Genomic DNA, 15589 nt, shown 5'->3' on the forward strand with positions numbered 1-15589 from the left:
CGAGACCGACCATGAGCAACACCGTGACCCGAGCACGGGCGACGCCCCCGGGGCGCGCGCCGCGGACGGGCGCGACGACCGCCTATGACCGCTACTACAGCGCCAGGCAACGACGTCGCCGCGGTCTCGCGGACCTCCTTGGCATCCTCGCGTGGGCCTCAGCTGCAATGGCGGTCACGCTCTGGCTGAGCTCCGGCCGGGCCCTGTTCGGCAGCATCGGCCAGATCGTGACCGACGCGGGAATCGTCGCCGGCCTGATCGGCACGGACCTGGTCCTCGTCATGCTGGTGCTCGCGGCGCGCCTCCCGCTCATCGATCGCCTCGTCGGCCACGACAGCGCGATGAAAGAGCACGGCAAGCTCGGCAAGCCGGCGCTCTACCTGCTGCTCAGCCACGCAGCGCTCCTGATCCTCGGCTACGCGCTCGACTCGCACGTGAACCCGATCCGGGAGGCGCTGGTCCTGTTCTCGACCGGAGACATCTTCCTGTCCCTCGTTGGCCTCCTCGCGATGATCGCCGTGGTCTGGACGACCGTGACCGCCGTTCGGCGAGCGCTGCCGTACGAAGGGTGGCACCTCATCCACCTGCTCTCGTACGTCTCGGTGATCATCGCGATCCCGCACCAGCTCTCGGTCGGGCTCGTGCTCGCCGCCGGCACATGGGAGCGCGTCTACTGGCTCGCGCTCTATGTGTTCGCGCTCGGGTCGATCGGCGTCTTCCGATTCGCGGTGCCGATCGTCCGGAGCATCCGGCACGACGTGGTGGTGGAGCGCGTCGAACGCGTCGCTGACGATGTCATCTCGATCCACATGCGCGGCCGCAACCTCAGTGCGCTGGAGGCGCGGGGCGGTCAGTTCTTCATGTGGCGCTTCTGGTCCGCAGGCACGTGGTGGCACGCGCACCCGATCTCCCTTTCCGCTGCTCCCACCGACAAGCGCCTCCGCATCACGGTGCGTGCGCTCGGTCGCGGAAGCAGTGAACTCGCACGCCTCCGTCCGGGCACCCCGGTGTCCTTCGAAGGCCCGTACGGGATCTTCACGGACGTCACCCGGACGTCGACGCGGATCGCGGTCGCCGCTTCCGGTATCGGGATCACGCCGATCCGCGCGTTCCTCGAGACGCTGGACGCGCCTCCCGGGGCCGTGACGATCCTCCTGCGTGGCCGCAGCGATCGGGAGGCGTACCTGTGGGATGAGGTCGCCACGTGGGCTCGGCGGCGCGGACACAAGGTGTTCGTGAGCGTTGGGCGTCGGGGCACGGGTCGTGCCGGCTGGCTCGCAGCGGACGACACGGCTCGCGGCGCGAATGCCGGCAGCATCTTCCCGGCGCTCCGGCACTCCGACCTGTACATCTGTGGCCCGCAGCAGTGGGGCGACCTTGTGGAGCAGGATGCGCTCCGCCACGGCCTTCCTGCGGACCACCTGCACCGAGAGCGGTTCGACTGGTGAGAACACGCGTTGTGGTCGGCGGTGTGCTCGTGTCCGTCGGGATCCTGACGGCGGGCATCGAGTCTGCGGTCGCGCACGGCTCCGGGCCGACGAGCGCGCTTGGTACGAGCGGCACGACGGGTTCATCGTCGGGGTCGTCCGGGTCGTCTGGGTCGTCCGGGTCGTCTGCGGGCTCGTCGCCGAGCGCTGCGTCGTCGGCTGCGGGAGGGGCCTCCGGATCGTCATCAGGCTCCGGGTCGACCACGTCCAGCGGCCTGAAGGACGGCACCTACACGGGTTCGACCCAGAACACCCCGTTCGGAAACGTGCAAGTGCGCATCACGGTGTCCGGCGGAAAGCTCACGGACATCACCCCGATGCAGCTGACGCAGCTCGGCGGGCGATCCATTCAGATCGACGACTACGCCGTGCCGATCCTGAAGCAGGAGGCGATGAGCGCGCAGTCCGCGAACATCAACGCCGTCTCCGGCGCCACGTACACGTCGCAGGGGTACGCGCAGTCGCTGCAGTCGGCCCTCGACCAGGCGAAGTAGGGCTGTGCAGCACGTTTTCGAGACCATGGGCACGGTCGTGTCGGTCGCGATTCCGCTCGACGCTCGACCGGGAGGCGCCCAGCCGTCCGCCGCGCTCGCTGCGGTCGAGCGCGTGTTCGCCGCATACGACGCCGAGTACTCCCGCTACCGTCCGGAGTCTCCGGCGGCGCAGATCGCCGATGGACGCCTTGCGCTGACGCGAGCGAGCGAAGCGCACCGCGATATGTACGCGCAGGCGGTCGCGTGGCGCAATCGCACCGGTGGGGCATTCGATCCGCACCGGGCCGATGGAACGGTCGATCTCGCCGGCATCGTCAAGGCCGCCGCGATCGAGCGGGCGGGCGACGCGCTCGACGAGGCCGGTGTCGCGTCGTGGTGCGTGAACGCCGGTGGAGACGTTCTCGTCCGCGGCGTTGTGGACGACGCGCCGTGGGGTGTCGGGATCGCGCACCCGGATGACCGGCGCGTGCTTTTGACGTCCATCGCACTCGACGGAGCGTGGCGCGCGATAGCGACGTCGGGGACGGGTGAGCGTGGCGAGCACATCTGGCGATCGGATCCGGCGGCCGAGCTCCGGCAGGCCACCGTCGTGGCGGAGGACATCGTCACCGCCGACGTGCTGTCGACCGCCATCATCGCCGGTGGCACGGCGACGCTGTACGAGGCGGTGCACACATGGCGCGTGCGGGTGGTCGCGGTGACGCGCACCGGGGACCTCATTGAGGCGGAGCCGACGACGCCGTAGCCCGGCTGCGCACGCTGTGCGGTCCGCCCGACCGGTTACGCCGCCCCGGTGGTGCCGAGCAGCGCACCCAGCAGGTACGTGACGGCGAGCGCGATCGCGCCGCCGACCACGACGCGGACCGTCGGGCGGAGGATCGCCGCGCGGCCCAGTCGCGCACCGAGCGCGCCGGTGATTGCGAGCGCGATCAGCACGACGATCACGGCGACGATCACCCGCGCGGGCTCCGGGGTGAGGAGGATCGCGAGGAACGGGAGGATCCCGCCGGAAAGGAACGCCACCGCCGAGGCGAGTGCAGCGTGCCACGGGTTGCTCACGTCGTTCTCGTCGATGCCGAGCTCCTCGGACAGGTGCGCGCGGAGCGCGTCCCGGGAGGTCAGTTCCTTGGCGACCTGACGTGCCGTGGGCTCTTCGAGTCCGCGCGCCTGCCAGAGGCCGACGAGCTCTTCGAACTCACCGTCGGGGTCGGTCCGAAGTTCTTCGCGTTCCTTCGCGATCAGCGCCTGTTCGCTGTCGCGTTGGCTGCTCACCGACACGTATTCGCCGAGCGCCATCGAGATGGCGCCACCGGCGAGCGCTGCGACGCCGGCGGTCAGCAGCGGACCGGTGTTGGTCGTGGCACCGGCGACACCGACGAGCACCGCCGCAACGGAGACGATGCCGTCGTTCGCGCCGAGGACTCCGGCGCGAAGCCAGTTGAGGCGTCCGCCCAGGGCGTCCGCGTGAGGCTCGTCGCGCTCGTGCGCGGTGCTCTGGTCAGTCATCGGCCCATCAAATCACCGGGAGCCGCGCACTTCTCCACATGGTGACAGGTGCGACTGGTAGGGCCGCGGCCGTCGGTCTTATGACTGTGCTGAGCGTCCAATGTGGAACCGCTGCGGTCAGCCCATTCTTGGTGCGGAGCGCTGAGTCTGGATTGCAGGTTGCCACCGTCGCCGACCGAGAGTGAGACGACGAATCGGGCAAGGAGAGTGGAATGAACGGCAACAGTGCGTGGAGCCGACGGATGATCGGCACGCTGACGGGTGTCGGGACGATCGTCGGCGCGTCCTTCCTCGGCACCGGCGTCTATATCGTCAACGCGCTCGTGCAGCCGGGCACGCCCCACACATCGACCACGACCACGACCACGACGACGCCCTCCTCGACCGGGAGCGCATCGCCGTCGACCTCGACCAGCACGCCGAGCACGACGCCGTCCTCGTCCGCGACCCCGTCGACCGGCACCGGGACCAGCGGGTCCGGCAGCGCGTCCTCGAGCGGATCCGGCTCGAGCTCGTCCGGCAGTTCGGGTTCATCGAGCGGCTCGAGCACGTCCGGCAGTTCGGGTTCATCGAGCGGCTCGAGCTCGTCCGGCAGTTCGGGCATCTTCTCGGGCTTCGGCTCGACGCAGGGTCAGACGTCCGGCTCCTGATGGCACGTGTGGCCTGGGATCTCTGGACCACCACGGCGGAGGTCGTGGTGGACAGCAGCGACGAGCGCGCGGTCGACGCAGCCGTCGCCGCGGTCCGCGAGGTCACCGATGCCGTCGAGGCGGCCTGCAGCCGGTTCCGCCCCGACTCAGAGCTGATGGCGCGGCGTGCCGAGCTCGAGTCCGGTGCCGGTGCCGAGGTCTCGCCGATGCTCGCCGAACTCGTCCAAGTGGCGCTCGACGCCGCGCGATCGACCGACGGTGACGTGGACCCGACGCTCGGGTCCCGGATGCAGGAACTCGGCTACGACGCATCCCGGGGCGGCGCTGAACCCGACGGGACGGAGGCGCGACGAGCCTCCTGGAAGGACGTCACGCTGGAGGGTCGGTTCCTTCGTGTTCCGGCGGGAGTCATCCTCGATCTCGGTGCCACCGCGAAGGCGTTCGCGGCCGACCGCGGAGCGGCGGCGGCGGCCGAGCGGGCTGGCGTCGGCGTGATGGTCTCGCTCGGAGGCGATATCGCAACGGCGGGCCCGACCGCCGACGGGGTGTGGCAGATCCTCGTGCGTGATCTCGACGACGACCCGGAGGAACAGATCGGACTGGCGTCCGGCTGGTCGATCGCGACGTCGAGCACGAGTCGGCGTCGGTGGGAGCGGGACGGTCGACCGATGCACCACATCCTCGACCCGCGATGGGGCGTGCCAGCCGCGCCGGTGTGGCGGTCGGTCACCGCCGTCACACCAACGTGCGTCGCGGCGAACACGATCACGACGGCCTGCATCGTGCGCGGCGCTGAAGCCGTGCAGTTCTTGGCCGACCGCTATGCGAACGTCCCCGCGCGGCTTGTGAGCGCGCGCGGGGACGTGATCCGTGTCGGGGGTTGGCCAGCCGAGCGCGCTTAGCGCATCTCGCCGGCGGCTGGCATGCTCTGCTCGACGGACAACTGCTGGCCGGCGTTCCGAACCGAGCTGACCGCGATCTTGCGGGGCTTTGCGGACTCGTGCACCGGAATCGTGATGCTGAGCACGCCACTGTCGTACGCGGCCGAGATGTGCTCGACGTCCAGTCCGTCGCCGAGCGTCAACTGGCGCAGGAACGTCCCGCCGTGGCGCTCGCGCGTGAGCCACTGCGAGCCCTCCGGGACCCCGAGCGTTCGTTCGGCCCTGATCGTCAAGACGGACCCGTCCACGTCGATGTCAACGGAGCCCGGATCGACACCGGGCAGGTCGACGTTGAGGACATAGTGATCGCCGGCGCGATACAGATCCATGGGCGCCATGCGTGGCCCGGGGTTGCCGAGCAGCGATCCAGCGAGCCGATCGAGCTCCTGGAAGGGATCGAAGTTCATAGCCATGACGACATCAACTCCTTTGTCTGATCCTGAGGTTGAGCCCCCTCGGCTCAACACTGCATGTTTTAGCACTCAAGCATGAAGAGTGCCAAAAATTGCATCAAAGAATGCTTGAGCGTGCGCGCCCCGTGCCCCTAGGCGCGGCCGCGGTTCTCCCGCCGCACGGAACGGGGTGCCCGCCCGCCGGTGAACGACCGCGCCGGATCGACGAGGAACCCCTGCCGGAGCGCCTCACGCCCGACCAACATCCGGAACCCCATCTGATCGCGATTCGTGAGGGTCGTCTCGGCGAGGATCGACCTGCCCGCGAGCACCAACTCGGTGCGCACCACGATTCGATCCTCCGTATGGCCGGTGGAACTCCGGACCACCCGCCGATCGTGGATGGTGCACTCGACGGTCGTCGCCTCCGCCGCGGAGTCCTGCCACGGGTGGACCGAGAATCGGACGCGATCGCCCGGCAGTTCCTCGAGATCGAACGCATGGAGCGCCGAGCTCCGCGCCCCGGTGTCGAGCTTGACCTTGATCCACGGGATCCCGAGCGCCGGCAAATGCGCCCATTCGCGCCACCCAGCGACGACGGGTTCCGTCGCGTGGTCCGGGTCGTCGCGCATGCGCCCATCTTGTCAGCAGGAGGCGAGCACGTCGGGGAGGTGGGACGGCGCGCGGTATCGCACGGGCCTCCAAGAGTGTTTGGATGGAGCGTCGCTGTCGAACCTCGTCGTCCCCGCGGAGCCCTCGTTGAAACTCGCCATCCTCTCGCGCGCCCCGCAGGCGTACTCGACCCAGCGCCTCCGCACCGCGGCGATGGACCGCGGACATGTCGTGAAGGTGCTGAACACGCTGCGCTTCTCGATCGATCTGTCCGGCGATGAGCCCGACCTGCAGTACCGGGGTCGGCTCCTGTCCGACTACGACGCGATCATCCCGCGGATCGGGAACTCGATCACGTACTTCGGCACCGCCGTGGTTCGCCAGTTCGAGCAGATGGACGTGTACACGCCGAACACCGCGAACGGCATCACGAACTCCCGCGACAAGCTGCGGGCGAACCAGATTCTCTCGCGACACAACATCGGCATGCCCGCCACTGCGTTCGTCACCAACCGCGCCGACGTGCGGCGCGCTATCGACCGTGTCGGTGGCGCGCCGGTCGTGATCAAACTGCTCGAAGGCACCCAGGGCATCGGCGTGATCCTCGCCCCCGAGGCAAAGATCGCCGAGTCGATCGTCGAGACCCTCCACTCGACCAAGCAGAACGTCCTCATTCAGAGCTTCATCAGCGAGAGCCGCGGCCGCGACATCCGCGCCCTCGTCGTCGGGGACCGCGTCGTGGCGGCGATGCGCCGCGTCGCGAGCGGTGACGAGTTCCGATCGAACGTGCACCGGGGCGGGACGGTCGAGAAGGTCGCGCTCACGCCCGAGTACGAGGAGGCCGCGGTGCGGTCCGCGCAGATCATGGGCCTGCGCGTCGCGGGCGTCGACATGCTCGAGGGCAATGACGGTCCCCTCGTGATGGAGGTCAACTCGTCGCCCGGACTGGAGGGCATCGAGCGGGCGACCGGACTCGATGTCGCGGGCGCGATCATCGACTTCATCGCGAACCAGGTCGCGTTCCCGGAGATCGACGTGCGGCAGCGGCTCAGTCTGTCGACCGGGTACGGCGTCGCCGAACTCCTCGTGCACACCAATGCGGAGCTCGTCGGCAAGACGATCAAGGAGTCGGGCCTGTGGGACCGCGACATCACCGTGCTGACGCTGCACCGCGGCGCCACGGTCATCCCGAACCCGCGGAGCGGTGTCGAGCTGCAGCCCGGCGACCGCCTGCTGTGCTTCGGGAAACTCGAGGAGATGCGCTCGATGATTCCGGACCGGCGCAAGCGACGGACCAAGGTGCACCGGCTGCCGAAAGAGCCGCTGATCCGTGACGCGGCTGTGGCTGCACCTCCCGCTGCGGCCACGACGGCACCCGCCGTTTCGTCGGCCGCCGCACCCGGCACTGCGGAGTAATGCACCGCCAGACGCCCTAGCGATCAGCATGCTGACTATGCGTGTACGCTGACGGCCATGCGCCGCTTCCTCCGCATCGTCCTGCCCGCCATCGTGATCCTCGCCTGGCTCGCCTTTGCGGGTGTCGGCGGCCAAGCGTTCGGCAAGATCGCGAACGTCTCGACGAACGACCAGGTCTCGTTCCTCCCCGCGTCCGCGGACGCGACGAAGGTCCAACAGGAACAGTCGAAGTTCAGCAAGCCCGCCGGGGCTCCCGCCGTCATCGTCGTTGCCCGATCGAGCGGGCTCACGGCGTCGGACACGCACTGGGTGTCAAGCATCCGAGACGCGGTCAGCGCCCAGTCGGGTGTGCAGGGGGTCAGCCCGGCGATCCCGAGCAAGGATGGCCAGGCGGTCGAGCTGATCGCAAGCTTGACGCCCAGTGCGGACACCTCCACCGTCGTTGCCGCGATGCGCACCGATCTGGCCAAGCAGACGCCGTCCGGCCTCACCGCAGCCGTCACCGGTCCGGCTGGGTTCACCGCCGATCTGACCGACGCGTTCGCCGGGATCGACGGCATTCTGCTCGGGGTGGCGCTCCTTGCGGTGCTGGTGATCCTCGTGATCGTGTACCGCTCCCCGCTGCTGCCGTTCCTCGTCCTCGGAACGGCGATGTTCGCACTCACCGGCGCGATTCTCGTCGTGTACGAACTGGCGAAGGCCGGCGTCGTGACGGTCAACGGCCAGGTACAGGGCATCCTGTCGATCCTCGTCATCGGCGCCGCGACCGACTACGCGCTGCTCTACACGGCTCGATACCGGGAGGCGCTCCGCGACGCCAGGACCGGCTGGGAGGCAACGAAGATCGCGCTGCGCGGGTCCTTCGAGCCGATTCTCGCGTCGGGTGGAACCGTCATAGCCGGTGTCCTCTGCCTGCTGCTGTCGGACCTCAACTCGAACAAAGCGCTCGGTCCGGTGGCGGCCGTGGGCATCGTGTTCAGCCTGCTCGCCGCGCTCACGCTGCTCCCCGCGCTCCTCCTCGCGTTCCGGCGCGCCGCGTTCTGGCCGTTGCGTCCCACCTTCGGGTCGAAGCATCCCGCCGTGACGGGTCCGGAGGCGCGTGGCCTGTGGGCGGCGGTCGGCCGGTTGGTCTCGCGGCACTTCCGCATCGTCTGGGTGGTGTGCACGATCGCGCTCCTTGCGGGCGCCAGCGGGCTGTTCGGCCTTCGCGCGAACGGTGTGCAGCAGAGTGACCTCGTCATCGGCCACTCCCAGGCCCGCGACGGACAGGCCGTGCTGGCAAAGCACTTCCCGGGTGGCTCGGGAAGCCCGGCGCTCATTCTGGGGAACGCCAACAAGCTCGACGCCCTGGTGGCCGCGGCGAAGCAGACGAAGGGCATCGACTCCGTCGTGGGCGTCTCGAAGGACTCGCCGACCGGCACCGTTCCGGTGGGTGCAAGTGCAAGCGGCTCCAGCGGCTCGGGGAGCGCGGGCGGTGCCGGGAGCGCGGGCGGCTCGGGGAGCGCGAGCGGTTCGGGGAGCGCGGGCGGCTCGGGGAGCGCGGCCGGTGCCGGCGGTTCTGGCGGAGCGTCTGGCGCTGGCGGTTCCGGCATGTCTGGCTCCCCGACTGTCGTGAACGGTCAGGTGCTCCTGCAGGCGACCTTGTCGAAGCCGGCGGACTCGCCCGCCGCCGAGCAGACTGTGCGCGACCTCCGCACCGCGGTCGCGAGGGCGGATCCCGGCGCGAAGGTCGGCGGGGTGACCGCGATCGCGATCGACACGAACGACACGGGTATTCGCGACCGCTCGGTCATCATTCCGGTCGTGCTTGCCGTGATCCTCGTGATCCTCATGCTCCTGCTCCGCAGCATCGTCGCCCCGCTCGTCCTGATCGGCAGCGTCATCCTGTCGTTCGGTGCGGCGCTGGGCGTGGGCGCACTCGTGTTCGACGGTGTGTTCCACTTCCCGGGCGCAGATCCGTCGGTCCCGCTCTATGGCTTCGTGTTCCTCGTCGCGCTCGGCGTCGATTACAACATCTTCCTCATGACCAGGGTGCGCGAGGAGACGCTGCTCCATGGGCCGCGAGAGGGGGTGATCCGCGGGCTGGGTCTCACCGGCGGTGTGATCACTTCCGCGGGTGTGGTCCTCGCGGCGACCTTCGCAGCGCTGGCGGTGATCCCGATCCTGTTCCTCGTGCAGATCGCGTTCATCGTCGCATTCGGCGTGCTGCTCGACACGATCGTCGTGCGGTCTCTGCTCGTTCCCGCCGTGATCTACGACCTGAACCGGCGCGCGTGGTGGCCGTCTCGCATCAGCCGCGGCCACCCCGCGCACGAGGGCTGACCGGTCAGGCTCCTGCGAACAGGCCGAGGTCGACCAAGCTTGTCGCCGTGTCGACGATCGTGTCCGCAGCCGGCCGCGGTTGGAAGCCGAGTTCGGTCTTGGCGCGCTCGTTATGGATCGTGAGCGGTGCGGGTTCGTCGCCCGGCGCCTCCCGAACGTCGATGCGCGCACCGAGCGGGCCGAGTCGGTCCTTCAGGATTTGGGCTACTTCCAGGTAGGTCAGGGTCGGACCGTCCGCGAGCAGCAGATACCGCTTGCCCGCTGCGTCGGGCGTCTGCATTGCTGCAATGTGCGCTGACGCCACGTCGCGAACGTCGGCGACGCCGAAGCGTTGACGAGGCACGACGCTCATCGAGCCGTCGAGGAGGCCGACGAAGAGCGCGAGCGACGACCGCGCCGCAACCGTGAGTGTCGGCCCCGCGACCCATGTCGGGTTCAGGGCGACGAGTTCGAGGTCTCCTCCCTCCCGGTCGATGAAGTCCCACGCGGCGCGTTCAGCGACCGCCTTCGACATCGGATATGCCGGGAGGCCGGGCGTCTCCGGATCCGTCCAGTCGCGTTCGTCGTACTCCCGAACGGCCTTCGGGGTGTAGCCGATCGCGGCGAACGACGACGTGAGCACCACGCGCCGGGCTCCTGCGTCCCGCGCCGCGCGCAGGACGCGTAGCGTTCCATCCCGTGCCGGTGGGACGACCTCCTCGGGGGTTCCGGTGTGCACCAGGGGGGAGGCGACGTGGTGGACCTCGGCGATTCCGTCGGTGGCTTCGGCCCAGCCGGCGTCGTCGGTGAGCGAGGCCTCCGTGAACGTGAGGGCTGACGCGTCGACACCGGCCCGGCTGACGGCGGTCCTCACGTCGTCCGCGTGGTCGAGTGAGCGGACCGTGGTCCGGACGGTCGTGCCCTGGGCGAGCAGGTCGGCGATCAGGCGGGTGGCGATGTAGCCGGTTCCGCCGGTGACGAGAGCTGTCATCGGATGGTCTCCTCAAGGTGGGGAAGGATCGCAGCGACCGCTGTTTGTGCGGCTTCTTCTGCGACGGGATCGTGGTTGGCGCGGGCGTCCCACAGGGCCGCTTTTGCGCGGAGGTAGTCGAGGTGCACCTGGAGCGTGACGATCTGCTGCTCGACGCGGTCTGCGTGTCGGAGCAGGATGTCCCGTTGCTCGTCGGCAGCAGCGTTTCCGATCACACGGTTCGCCTGGTAGGTGCGCATGTCTTCGATGCCGACGCCCATGGCGCGGAGGCATGCGAGGACCTGCAGGTCGTCGAGGTCGGACTCGGCGTAGCGCCGATGCCCGCTCCGCTCGTCGCGGGGAATTGCGCGGATGAGTCCGACGTCTTCGTAATACCGGAGGGTGGGCTCGCTGAGCCCGCTACGTCGCGACACGTCCTGGATGGTCAACGTGGTCATGTCGCTATCAGAACAGACCTCAAGCGCTTGAAGTCAAGAAGGCTTCGGAGGCCAGCGCAGGTAGCCGGCGGTCAGCGAAAATATCCGGAGGTCAGCGCAGATATCCGAGGTCAGCGCAGATATCGGCGCGCTGCGTTGTCCCAGAGCACGGCAGACAGCATCGCTGCGGGAACCGCACGTCGGATGATGTCGATGTCGGCGTCCTCGAAGGGGCGTCGGGCTCGCGTGGAGGGCAGATCGGTGCCGACCATGAGCACTTGTGGGTTGATGTCGACGATCCGCTGCATTGCCTCGACAGGGTCGAGCTCGACTCGCCCGAATCCGGTCGCTTTCACCATCACGCCCTGTTCGACGAGCTCGAGGAGGCGCGGCAGACCGTCGGCGTGGAGGCCGAGGTGGTCGATGCTCACGGCAGGCAGCGCGGCGATCCGCTTGGTCAAGGGTGCGTCGAGTTGGCGTGCGTCGATGTAGAGCTCGGTGTGCCAGCCGACGAGGTCGAACACCCGTCGGGCGAACCCGTCGAGTTCGTCGAGCCCGGCGGATCCTCCGCGGCGAATGTTGAACCGGATGGCGCGGATCCCGGCAGCGTGGAGTTCCCGGAGTGTCCGGTCGTCTGTATCGGCGGGGAGCTGGGTGACGCCGACCCAGTTCGGGCCGAGGGCGGCGAGCGCGGCTCGCAGATAGCCCTGTTCGACGCCTTGGAATGATCCGGAGACGACTGCGCCACCAGCGATGGCGAGGCCGCTCGTGCGGCGGCGGTAGTCGTCGACGGTGAAGGGCTCGGGAAGGAATCCGTCGTTCGGGACGAGCGGGAAGCGCGGGTCGATGATGTGGACGTGCGCGTCAAAGATGCGCTCGGTCTCACTCATCGCTCGGGGCTTCGTTCCTGCTCGGGGCTTCGTTCCTGCTGGATGGTTCGCTGCGGGAGGAGCTCCACGACGATGACGAGCGCGATCGTGATGAACAGGCCGACTGCGAATCCGGTGATGCGGAGTGCGGTGAGGTTGCCGTTGAACGTGATGACGCCGGCAAGGGTGAGCACGAAGCCCAGCACGAGGATCACGAGGATCAGCGCGACTGAGGTGACGAGCGGCCAGAGCCGGAACGGCTGGTTCCGTCGATTGAGGAGCGCGGTGTCGTGGCGGATCCGGTCGGTGAGCGCGGTGACGGTGTCCTCGTAGCCGGTGCGTGGGAGCGCTGCGAGCGCGGTTGCCGCGGTCTGGATATCGGCGAGCGTCGATGCGCGGCGGTACCGGTAGGTCAGGGTCCAGCCGACGATCGCGAGCAGGACGGGGACAACGACACTGCCGCTGAAGTTGATCCAGTCCGCGCCGCTCGTCATCGCCCGAGCCTACGGCGCGGAGCCGGTGCAGCGCCGCTCACCGTGCAGTCCAGCCTCCGTCGATGGTCAGGGTGGTGCCAGTGATGAGCGATGCACCAGGCCCAGCGAGGAACGTGACTGCCGCGGCGACTTCGTCGGGTGACCCGATCCGGTGCAGTGCTGCGATGCGTTCGACGGTGTCAGCGCGGAAGTCAGGGTCGGATAGCGCGGGGGCGGTGCCGTCGGTCTCGATGAACGTGGGGGCGACGGCATTCACCCGAATGCCGTACTGGCCCCACTCGATGGCGAGGCACTTGGTCATGTGCAGCACGGCCGCCTTGCTCGTGCAGTAGGCGGATTCGCCCGGGAGCGCGACGAGACCGGCCTGTGAGGCGATGTTGACGATGGCGCCGCCGCCGTTGTCACGCATGTGGCGCCCGGCATGCTGGGAGATGAAGAACGTGGACCGCGTCGTCAGGGACCAGACCGACTCGAAGTGGTCCTCGGTGACATCGAACGCTGGTTCGACGATGCTGCCGCCGGCGTTGTTCACGAGAATGTCGATCGTGCCGAGTTCGGCGATGACGGCATCGATGGCCCTGCGGGATTCGGCGAGGTCGGTGACATCCATCGGGACGGCGATCGCGCGGCGACCGAGCGCTTCGATCTCCGCGATCAGCTCGTGCGCGCCGATCACGTCGCGGACGCCAAGCGCGATGTCGGCGCCGTTGCGCGCCAGGTCGAGCGCGCTCGCTCGTCCGATTCCGCGGGAGGCCGCGGTGACGAGAGCAACGGTGTCGGTCAGGGCGAGTTCGGTCACAATGCTCCTTGCATGGGGGGTTACGGCGTCCATCCTGGCCGGACGAGTCCTGACTCATAGGCGAAGACGACGAGCTGGGCTCGGTCGCGAGCTCCGAGTTTGATCATTGCGCGGCTGACGTGGGTCTTCGTGGTGGCGGGGCTGATGAAGAGGTCTGTGGCGATCTCTTGGTTCGTGCGTCCGGCGGCAACGAGGGCGACGACCTGTCGTTCACGTTCCGTCAGGGCGTCGAGGGCAGGCGACATCGCCGATGGTTTGGAGTGTGCGGCGAACGCTTCGACCAGCGACCGCGTCGCGCCCGGCGAGAGCAGCGATTCGCCGGCGACGACCGTGCGGATCGCGCGAAGGAGCTCGGCAGGCTCGGTGTCTTTGACGAGGAAGCCCGCCGCGCCCCCGCGGATCGCTTCGAACACGTAGTCGTCTTCTTCGAACGTCGTGAGGATGATGACGTGGACGGTCTGGAGGCGCGGGTCGGCTCCGATTCGTCGTGTCGCCTCGAGCCCGTCCACCCCTGGCATGCGAATGTCCATGAGGATGACGTCGGGGTGCGCTTCGGACGCGATCCGGACGGCGGCGTCGCCGTTGCCGGCCTCGGCGACGACCTCCATTCCCGGTTCCGCGGAGATGAGCGCTCGGAGTCCGGCGCGGATCAGCGACTGGTCATCGGCAAGCAGCACGCGGATGGCGCCCGAGTCCGTTGCCGCAGCAGGTGCGGCGAACTCGAGACCTCCCGTGGGTGACTGATGGGTCATCGCTGCTCCTCTGGTTCTTGGCTGTCGGAGTTGCTGGTCACGATCGGCAATCGGGCCTGAACGGTCCAGCCGCCGCTGGGTGTGGGACCAGCGGTGAGTGTTCCGCCGACGGCCGCTGCGCGCTCACGCATGCCGATGATGCCGTTGCCACTCGAGCCGATGCTCGCAGCTGTACGGCCTTCGGCGGAGGCGCCAGGTTCGTCGCTGACCGTCAGGTCGACGATGTCCGTACCGACGCTGACGGTGACGATTGCGTGATGGCGGGGGGCGTGCTTCATGACGTTGGTGACAGCCTCCTGCGCGATGCGGTATGTGGACGCGTCGGTAATGCCGCCGACACGCTCGGGCGCGCCGCTGATCGTCAGCGAGACGTCGAGTCCGGCGGCCCGCGCGCGGTCAACGAGGTCGGGGAGCTGCCGCAGGCTCGGGCCAGGAGCCCTCGCGGCGGGATTGGTTCCATCGGCGGAGCGGAGCACGCCGAGGATCGCGCGCAGCTCCGTGAGCGCCGATGCGCTTGCGTCGTGGATCGCGGTGAGGGCGGCGCGCGTCTGCTCGGGCAACTCACGGCCGAGATGCAACGCGACCCCTGACTGCAGATTGATGAGCGACATGTTGTGGGCCACCGAATCGTGCAGTTCCCGCGCAATACGCACCCGCTCGTCGTCCGCTCGGCGCCGGGCCTCCGCGGCGCGCGCCGCTCTGGCGTCAGCCGACCGGGCAATGCGGACGCGCGCGAGCTCCGCGATCGCCAATGTCGCGATGAGCCAGGCGGACGTCAGTGTCATCGCCGACCAGGGAAGCGCCGGCGTTCGCCCAGTCAAATAATCCGCCCACGGCAACACGAGGAACGAGACAGCCGCGACCAGAAGCGCCGGTACTCGATGGCCCAGCAGAACCGCGTTCGTGAGCGCCATGGTGAGCGCCGCGACGTACGGTCCGCGCGCCGGAGCGACGAATGCGAATGCGACGGTGCATGCCGCGACCGTGCCGAGAACAGCCACAGGCCATCGCCACCGCCACGGAAGGACCGCGATGCTCCCGAGCAGGAGGACGATCGCAAGCCCACTCAGTGCCCCCGGGTGCACTACCGCGAACGTGCTTGGTGCGTGGAACGGCGGACCCCCGTGGCCCGCTCGAGCTCCGAAGGTTCCCGACGCCGCAACCGTGCCGAACAGCTGCACGACGGCGATGGGAATGATCCGCCCGTACCGCGCGAAGCGTCGCCGACGACGTCGAGCGTCGGTAGCGAATTCGGCGGACATGAAACGAGCGTAGGCGGGACGGCCGCAATCGTCGCCGGTCACGCGGATGAGGTGTGGAGTACATCGGCTGGCGTATCCACCGTGCAGGGGAAGCCGGACATACGCCCGGAGGGGGAGGCGGAAGTGCGGTCGCCTGGCGGACGCGGGGAGGGCCTCCAGATCGGACGCTTGGGAGGTCGCAATCGCGGCACCTCGAATGACTCAGGA

The 15589-nt window shown here is 68.7% G+C and carries 17 protein-coding genes; 6 read left to right on the plus strand and 11 right to left on the minus strand.

Translation table 11 applies throughout. The features are described 5' to 3' along the window. Nucleotides 1-11: 11 nt before the first annotated feature. Genes CAM01S_RS04975 through CAM01S_RS04985 form a run of 3 tightly spaced genes read left to right on the plus strand, consistent with a single transcriptional unit; the run spans nucleotide 12 to nucleotide 2726 of the window. Nucleotides 12-1448 carry a ferredoxin reductase family protein gene (locus CAM01S_RS04975; RefSeq protein ID WP_169795842.1) on the plus strand — a complete coding sequence of 479 codons (1437 nt, stop codon included), beginning with the start codon at nucleotides 12-14 and terminating at the stop codon, nucleotides 1446-1448. Then, complete coding sequence (locus CAM01S_RS04980; protein WP_083527777.1) at nucleotides 1445-1981, plus strand: FMN-binding protein; 537 nt, start codon at nucleotides 1445-1447, stop codon at nucleotides 1979-1981. The genes CAM01S_RS04975 and CAM01S_RS04980 overlap by 4 nt, the downstream gene beginning before the upstream one ends. A gap of 4 nt (nucleotides 1982-1985) precedes the next feature. Next, nucleotides 1986-2726 carry an FAD:protein FMN transferase gene (locus CAM01S_RS04985; RefSeq protein WP_245631542.1) on the plus strand — a complete coding sequence of 247 codons (741 nt, stop codon included), beginning with the start codon at nucleotides 1986-1988 and terminating at the stop codon, nucleotides 2724-2726. Between the two features lie 35 nt (nucleotides 2727-2761). Here the strand turns inward: CAM01S_RS04985 and CAM01S_RS04990 are convergent, their stop codons facing one another. Both CAM01S_RS04990 and CAM01S_RS04995 read right to left on the minus strand, forming a co-directional pair. After that, nucleotides 2762-3487: a VIT1/CCC1 transporter family protein gene (locus tag CAM01S_RS04990; protein ID WP_066517289.1), complete on the minus strand. Its 726-nt coding sequence runs from the start codon at nucleotides 3485-3487 to the stop codon at nucleotides 2762-2764. Between the two features lie 304 nt (nucleotides 3488-3791). Continuing rightward, nucleotides 3792-4091: a hypothetical protein gene (locus CAM01S_RS04995; protein WP_066517290.1), complete on the minus strand. Its 300-nt coding sequence runs from the start codon at nucleotides 4089-4091 to the stop codon at nucleotides 3792-3794. A 45-nt stretch (nucleotides 4092-4136) separates the two neighbouring features. On the opposite strand from CAM01S_RS04995, the gene CAM01S_RS05000 reads away from it, so the two are divergent. After that, entirely contained in the window at nucleotides 4137-5039 is a 903-nt protein-coding gene (locus tag CAM01S_RS05000; RefSeq protein ID WP_066517291.1) for an FAD:protein FMN transferase, read from the plus strand. Here the strand turns inward: CAM01S_RS05000 and CAM01S_RS05005 are convergent. Together CAM01S_RS05005 and CAM01S_RS05010 are read right to left on the minus strand one after the other, a co-directional pair. Beyond that, nucleotides 5036-5491, minus strand: a complete 456-nt coding sequence (locus CAM01S_RS05005; RefSeq protein ID WP_066517292.1) for an Hsp20/alpha crystallin family protein — start codon at nucleotides 5489-5491, stop codon at nucleotides 5036-5038. The two genes, CAM01S_RS05000 and CAM01S_RS05005, sit on opposite strands and share 4 nt — an antisense overlap. Before the next feature lie 131 nt (nucleotides 5492-5622). Then, complete coding sequence (locus CAM01S_RS05010) at nucleotides 5623-6102, minus strand: ATP-dependent zinc protease family protein (RefSeq protein ID WP_066517293.1); 480 nt, start codon at nucleotides 6100-6102, stop codon at nucleotides 5623-5625. A gap of 127 nt (nucleotides 6103-6229) precedes the next feature. Here CAM01S_RS05010 and rimK point away from each other — a divergent pair, with 127 nt between their 5' ends. Together rimK and CAM01S_RS05020 are read left to right on the plus strand one after the other, a co-directional pair. Beyond that, complete coding sequence (gene rimK / locus CAM01S_RS05015; RefSeq protein ID WP_083527828.1) at nucleotides 6230-7498, plus strand: 30S ribosomal protein S6--L-glutamate ligase; 1269 nt, start codon at nucleotides 6230-6232, stop codon at nucleotides 7496-7498. 57 nt (nucleotides 7499-7555) lie between these two features. After that, the gene (locus CAM01S_RS05020; protein WP_066517295.1) at nucleotides 7556-9820 is read left to right on the plus strand and encodes an MMPL family transporter; all 2265 of its coding nucleotides are present in this window, start codon (nucleotides 7556-7558) and stop codon (nucleotides 9818-9820) included. Nucleotides 9821-9824: 4 nt separating this feature from the next. On the opposite strand, the gene CAM01S_RS05025 is transcribed toward CAM01S_RS05020, so the two are convergent. From CAM01S_RS05025 to CAM01S_RS05055, 7 genes are all read right to left on the minus strand, one after another. Further along, entirely contained in the window at nucleotides 9825-10790 is a 966-nt protein-coding gene (locus CAM01S_RS05025; RefSeq protein ID WP_066517297.1) for an NAD-dependent epimerase/dehydratase family protein, read from the minus strand. Beyond that, nucleotides 10787-11227, minus strand: a complete 441-nt coding sequence (locus CAM01S_RS05030; protein ID WP_066517298.1) for a MerR family transcriptional regulator — start codon at nucleotides 11225-11227, stop codon at nucleotides 10787-10789. Before CAM01S_RS05030 ends, CAM01S_RS05025 begins: the two co-directional genes overlap by 4 nt. 110 nt (nucleotides 11228-11337) lie before the next feature. Next, on the minus strand, nucleotides 11338-12096 hold the full coding sequence (locus CAM01S_RS05035; RefSeq protein WP_066517300.1) for an amidohydrolase family protein: 759 nt from the start codon (nucleotides 12094-12096) through the stop codon (nucleotides 11338-11340). Next, nucleotides 12093-12569 (minus strand): hypothetical protein, encoded by a 477-nt coding sequence (locus CAM01S_RS05040; RefSeq protein WP_066517302.1) that lies wholly within the window; start codon nucleotides 12567-12569, stop codon nucleotides 12093-12095. Before CAM01S_RS05040 ends, CAM01S_RS05035 begins: the two co-directional genes overlap by 4 nt. A 37-nt stretch (nucleotides 12570-12606) precedes the next feature. Further along, the gene (locus CAM01S_RS05045; protein ID WP_245631543.1) at nucleotides 12607-13368 is read right to left on the minus strand and encodes an SDR family NAD(P)-dependent oxidoreductase; all 762 of its coding nucleotides are present in this window, start codon (nucleotides 13366-13368) and stop codon (nucleotides 12607-12609) included. 20 nt (nucleotides 13369-13388) lie between these two features. Next, entirely contained in the window at nucleotides 13389-14120 is a 732-nt protein-coding gene (locus CAM01S_RS05050) for a response regulator (protein ID WP_083527778.1), read from the minus strand. Then, nucleotides 14117-15382, minus strand: coding sequence for a sensor histidine kinase (locus CAM01S_RS05055; protein ID WP_066517304.1), 1266 nt, complete (start codon nucleotides 15380-15382; stop codon nucleotides 14117-14119). Before CAM01S_RS05055 ends, CAM01S_RS05050 begins: the two co-directional genes overlap by 4 nt. Nucleotides 15383-15589 lie beyond the last annotated feature (207 nt).

It is taken from the genome of Curtobacterium ammoniigenes NBRC 101786, assembly GCF_001571045.1.
GTDB classification, from domain to species: Bacteria; Actinomycetota; Actinomycetes; order Actinomycetales; family Microbacteriaceae; genus Curtobacterium; species Curtobacterium ammoniigenes.

Excerpts from the sequence above, each read along its gene's own strand:
- CAM01S_RS04975 (WP_169795842.1), top strand. The coding sequence starts at position 12 with ATGAGCAACACCGTGACCCGAGCACGGGCGACGCCCCCGGGGCGCGCG.
- CAM01S_RS04990 (WP_066517289.1), bottom strand. The coding sequence starts at position 3,487 with ATGACTGACCAGAGCACCGCGCACGAGCGCGACGAGCCTCACGCGGAC.
- CAM01S_RS04995 (WP_066517290.1), bottom strand. The coding sequence starts at position 4,091 with ATGCCCGAACTGCCGGACGAGCTCGAGCCGCTCGATGAACCCGAACTG.
- CAM01S_RS05000 (WP_066517291.1), top strand. The coding sequence starts at position 4,137 with ATGGCACGTGTGGCCTGGGATCTCTGGACCACCACGGCGGAGGTCGTG.
- CAM01S_RS05005 (WP_066517292.1), bottom strand. The coding sequence starts at position 5,491 with ATGGCTATGAACTTCGATCCCTTCCAGGAGCTCGATCGGCTCGCTGGA.
- CAM01S_RS05010 (WP_066517293.1), bottom strand. The coding sequence starts at position 6,102 with ATGCGCGACGACCCGGACCACGCGACGGAACCCGTCGTCGCTGGGTGG.
- CAM01S_RS05020 (WP_066517295.1), top strand. The coding sequence starts at position 7,556 with ATGCGCCGCTTCCTCCGCATCGTCCTGCCCGCCATCGTGATCCTCGCC.
- CAM01S_RS05025 (WP_066517297.1), bottom strand. The coding sequence starts at position 10,790 with ATGACAGCTCTCGTCACCGGCGGAACCGGCTACATCGCCACCCGCCTG.
- CAM01S_RS05030 (WP_066517298.1), bottom strand. The coding sequence starts at position 11,227 with ATGACCACGTTGACCATCCAGGACGTGTCGCGACGTAGCGGGCTCAGC.
- CAM01S_RS05035 (WP_066517300.1), bottom strand. The coding sequence starts at position 12,096 with ATGAGTGAGACCGAGCGCATCTTTGACGCGCACGTCCACATCATCGAC.
- CAM01S_RS05040 (WP_066517302.1), bottom strand. The coding sequence starts at position 12,569 with ATGACGAGCGGCGCGGACTGGATCAACTTCAGCGGCAGTGTCGTTGTC.
- CAM01S_RS05050 (WP_083527778.1), bottom strand. The coding sequence starts at position 14,120 with ATGACCCATCAGTCACCCACGGGAGGTCTCGAGTTCGCCGCACCTGCT.
- CAM01S_RS05055 (WP_066517304.1), bottom strand. The coding sequence starts at position 15,382 with ATGTCCGCCGAATTCGCTACCGACGCTCGACGTCGTCGGCGACGCTTC.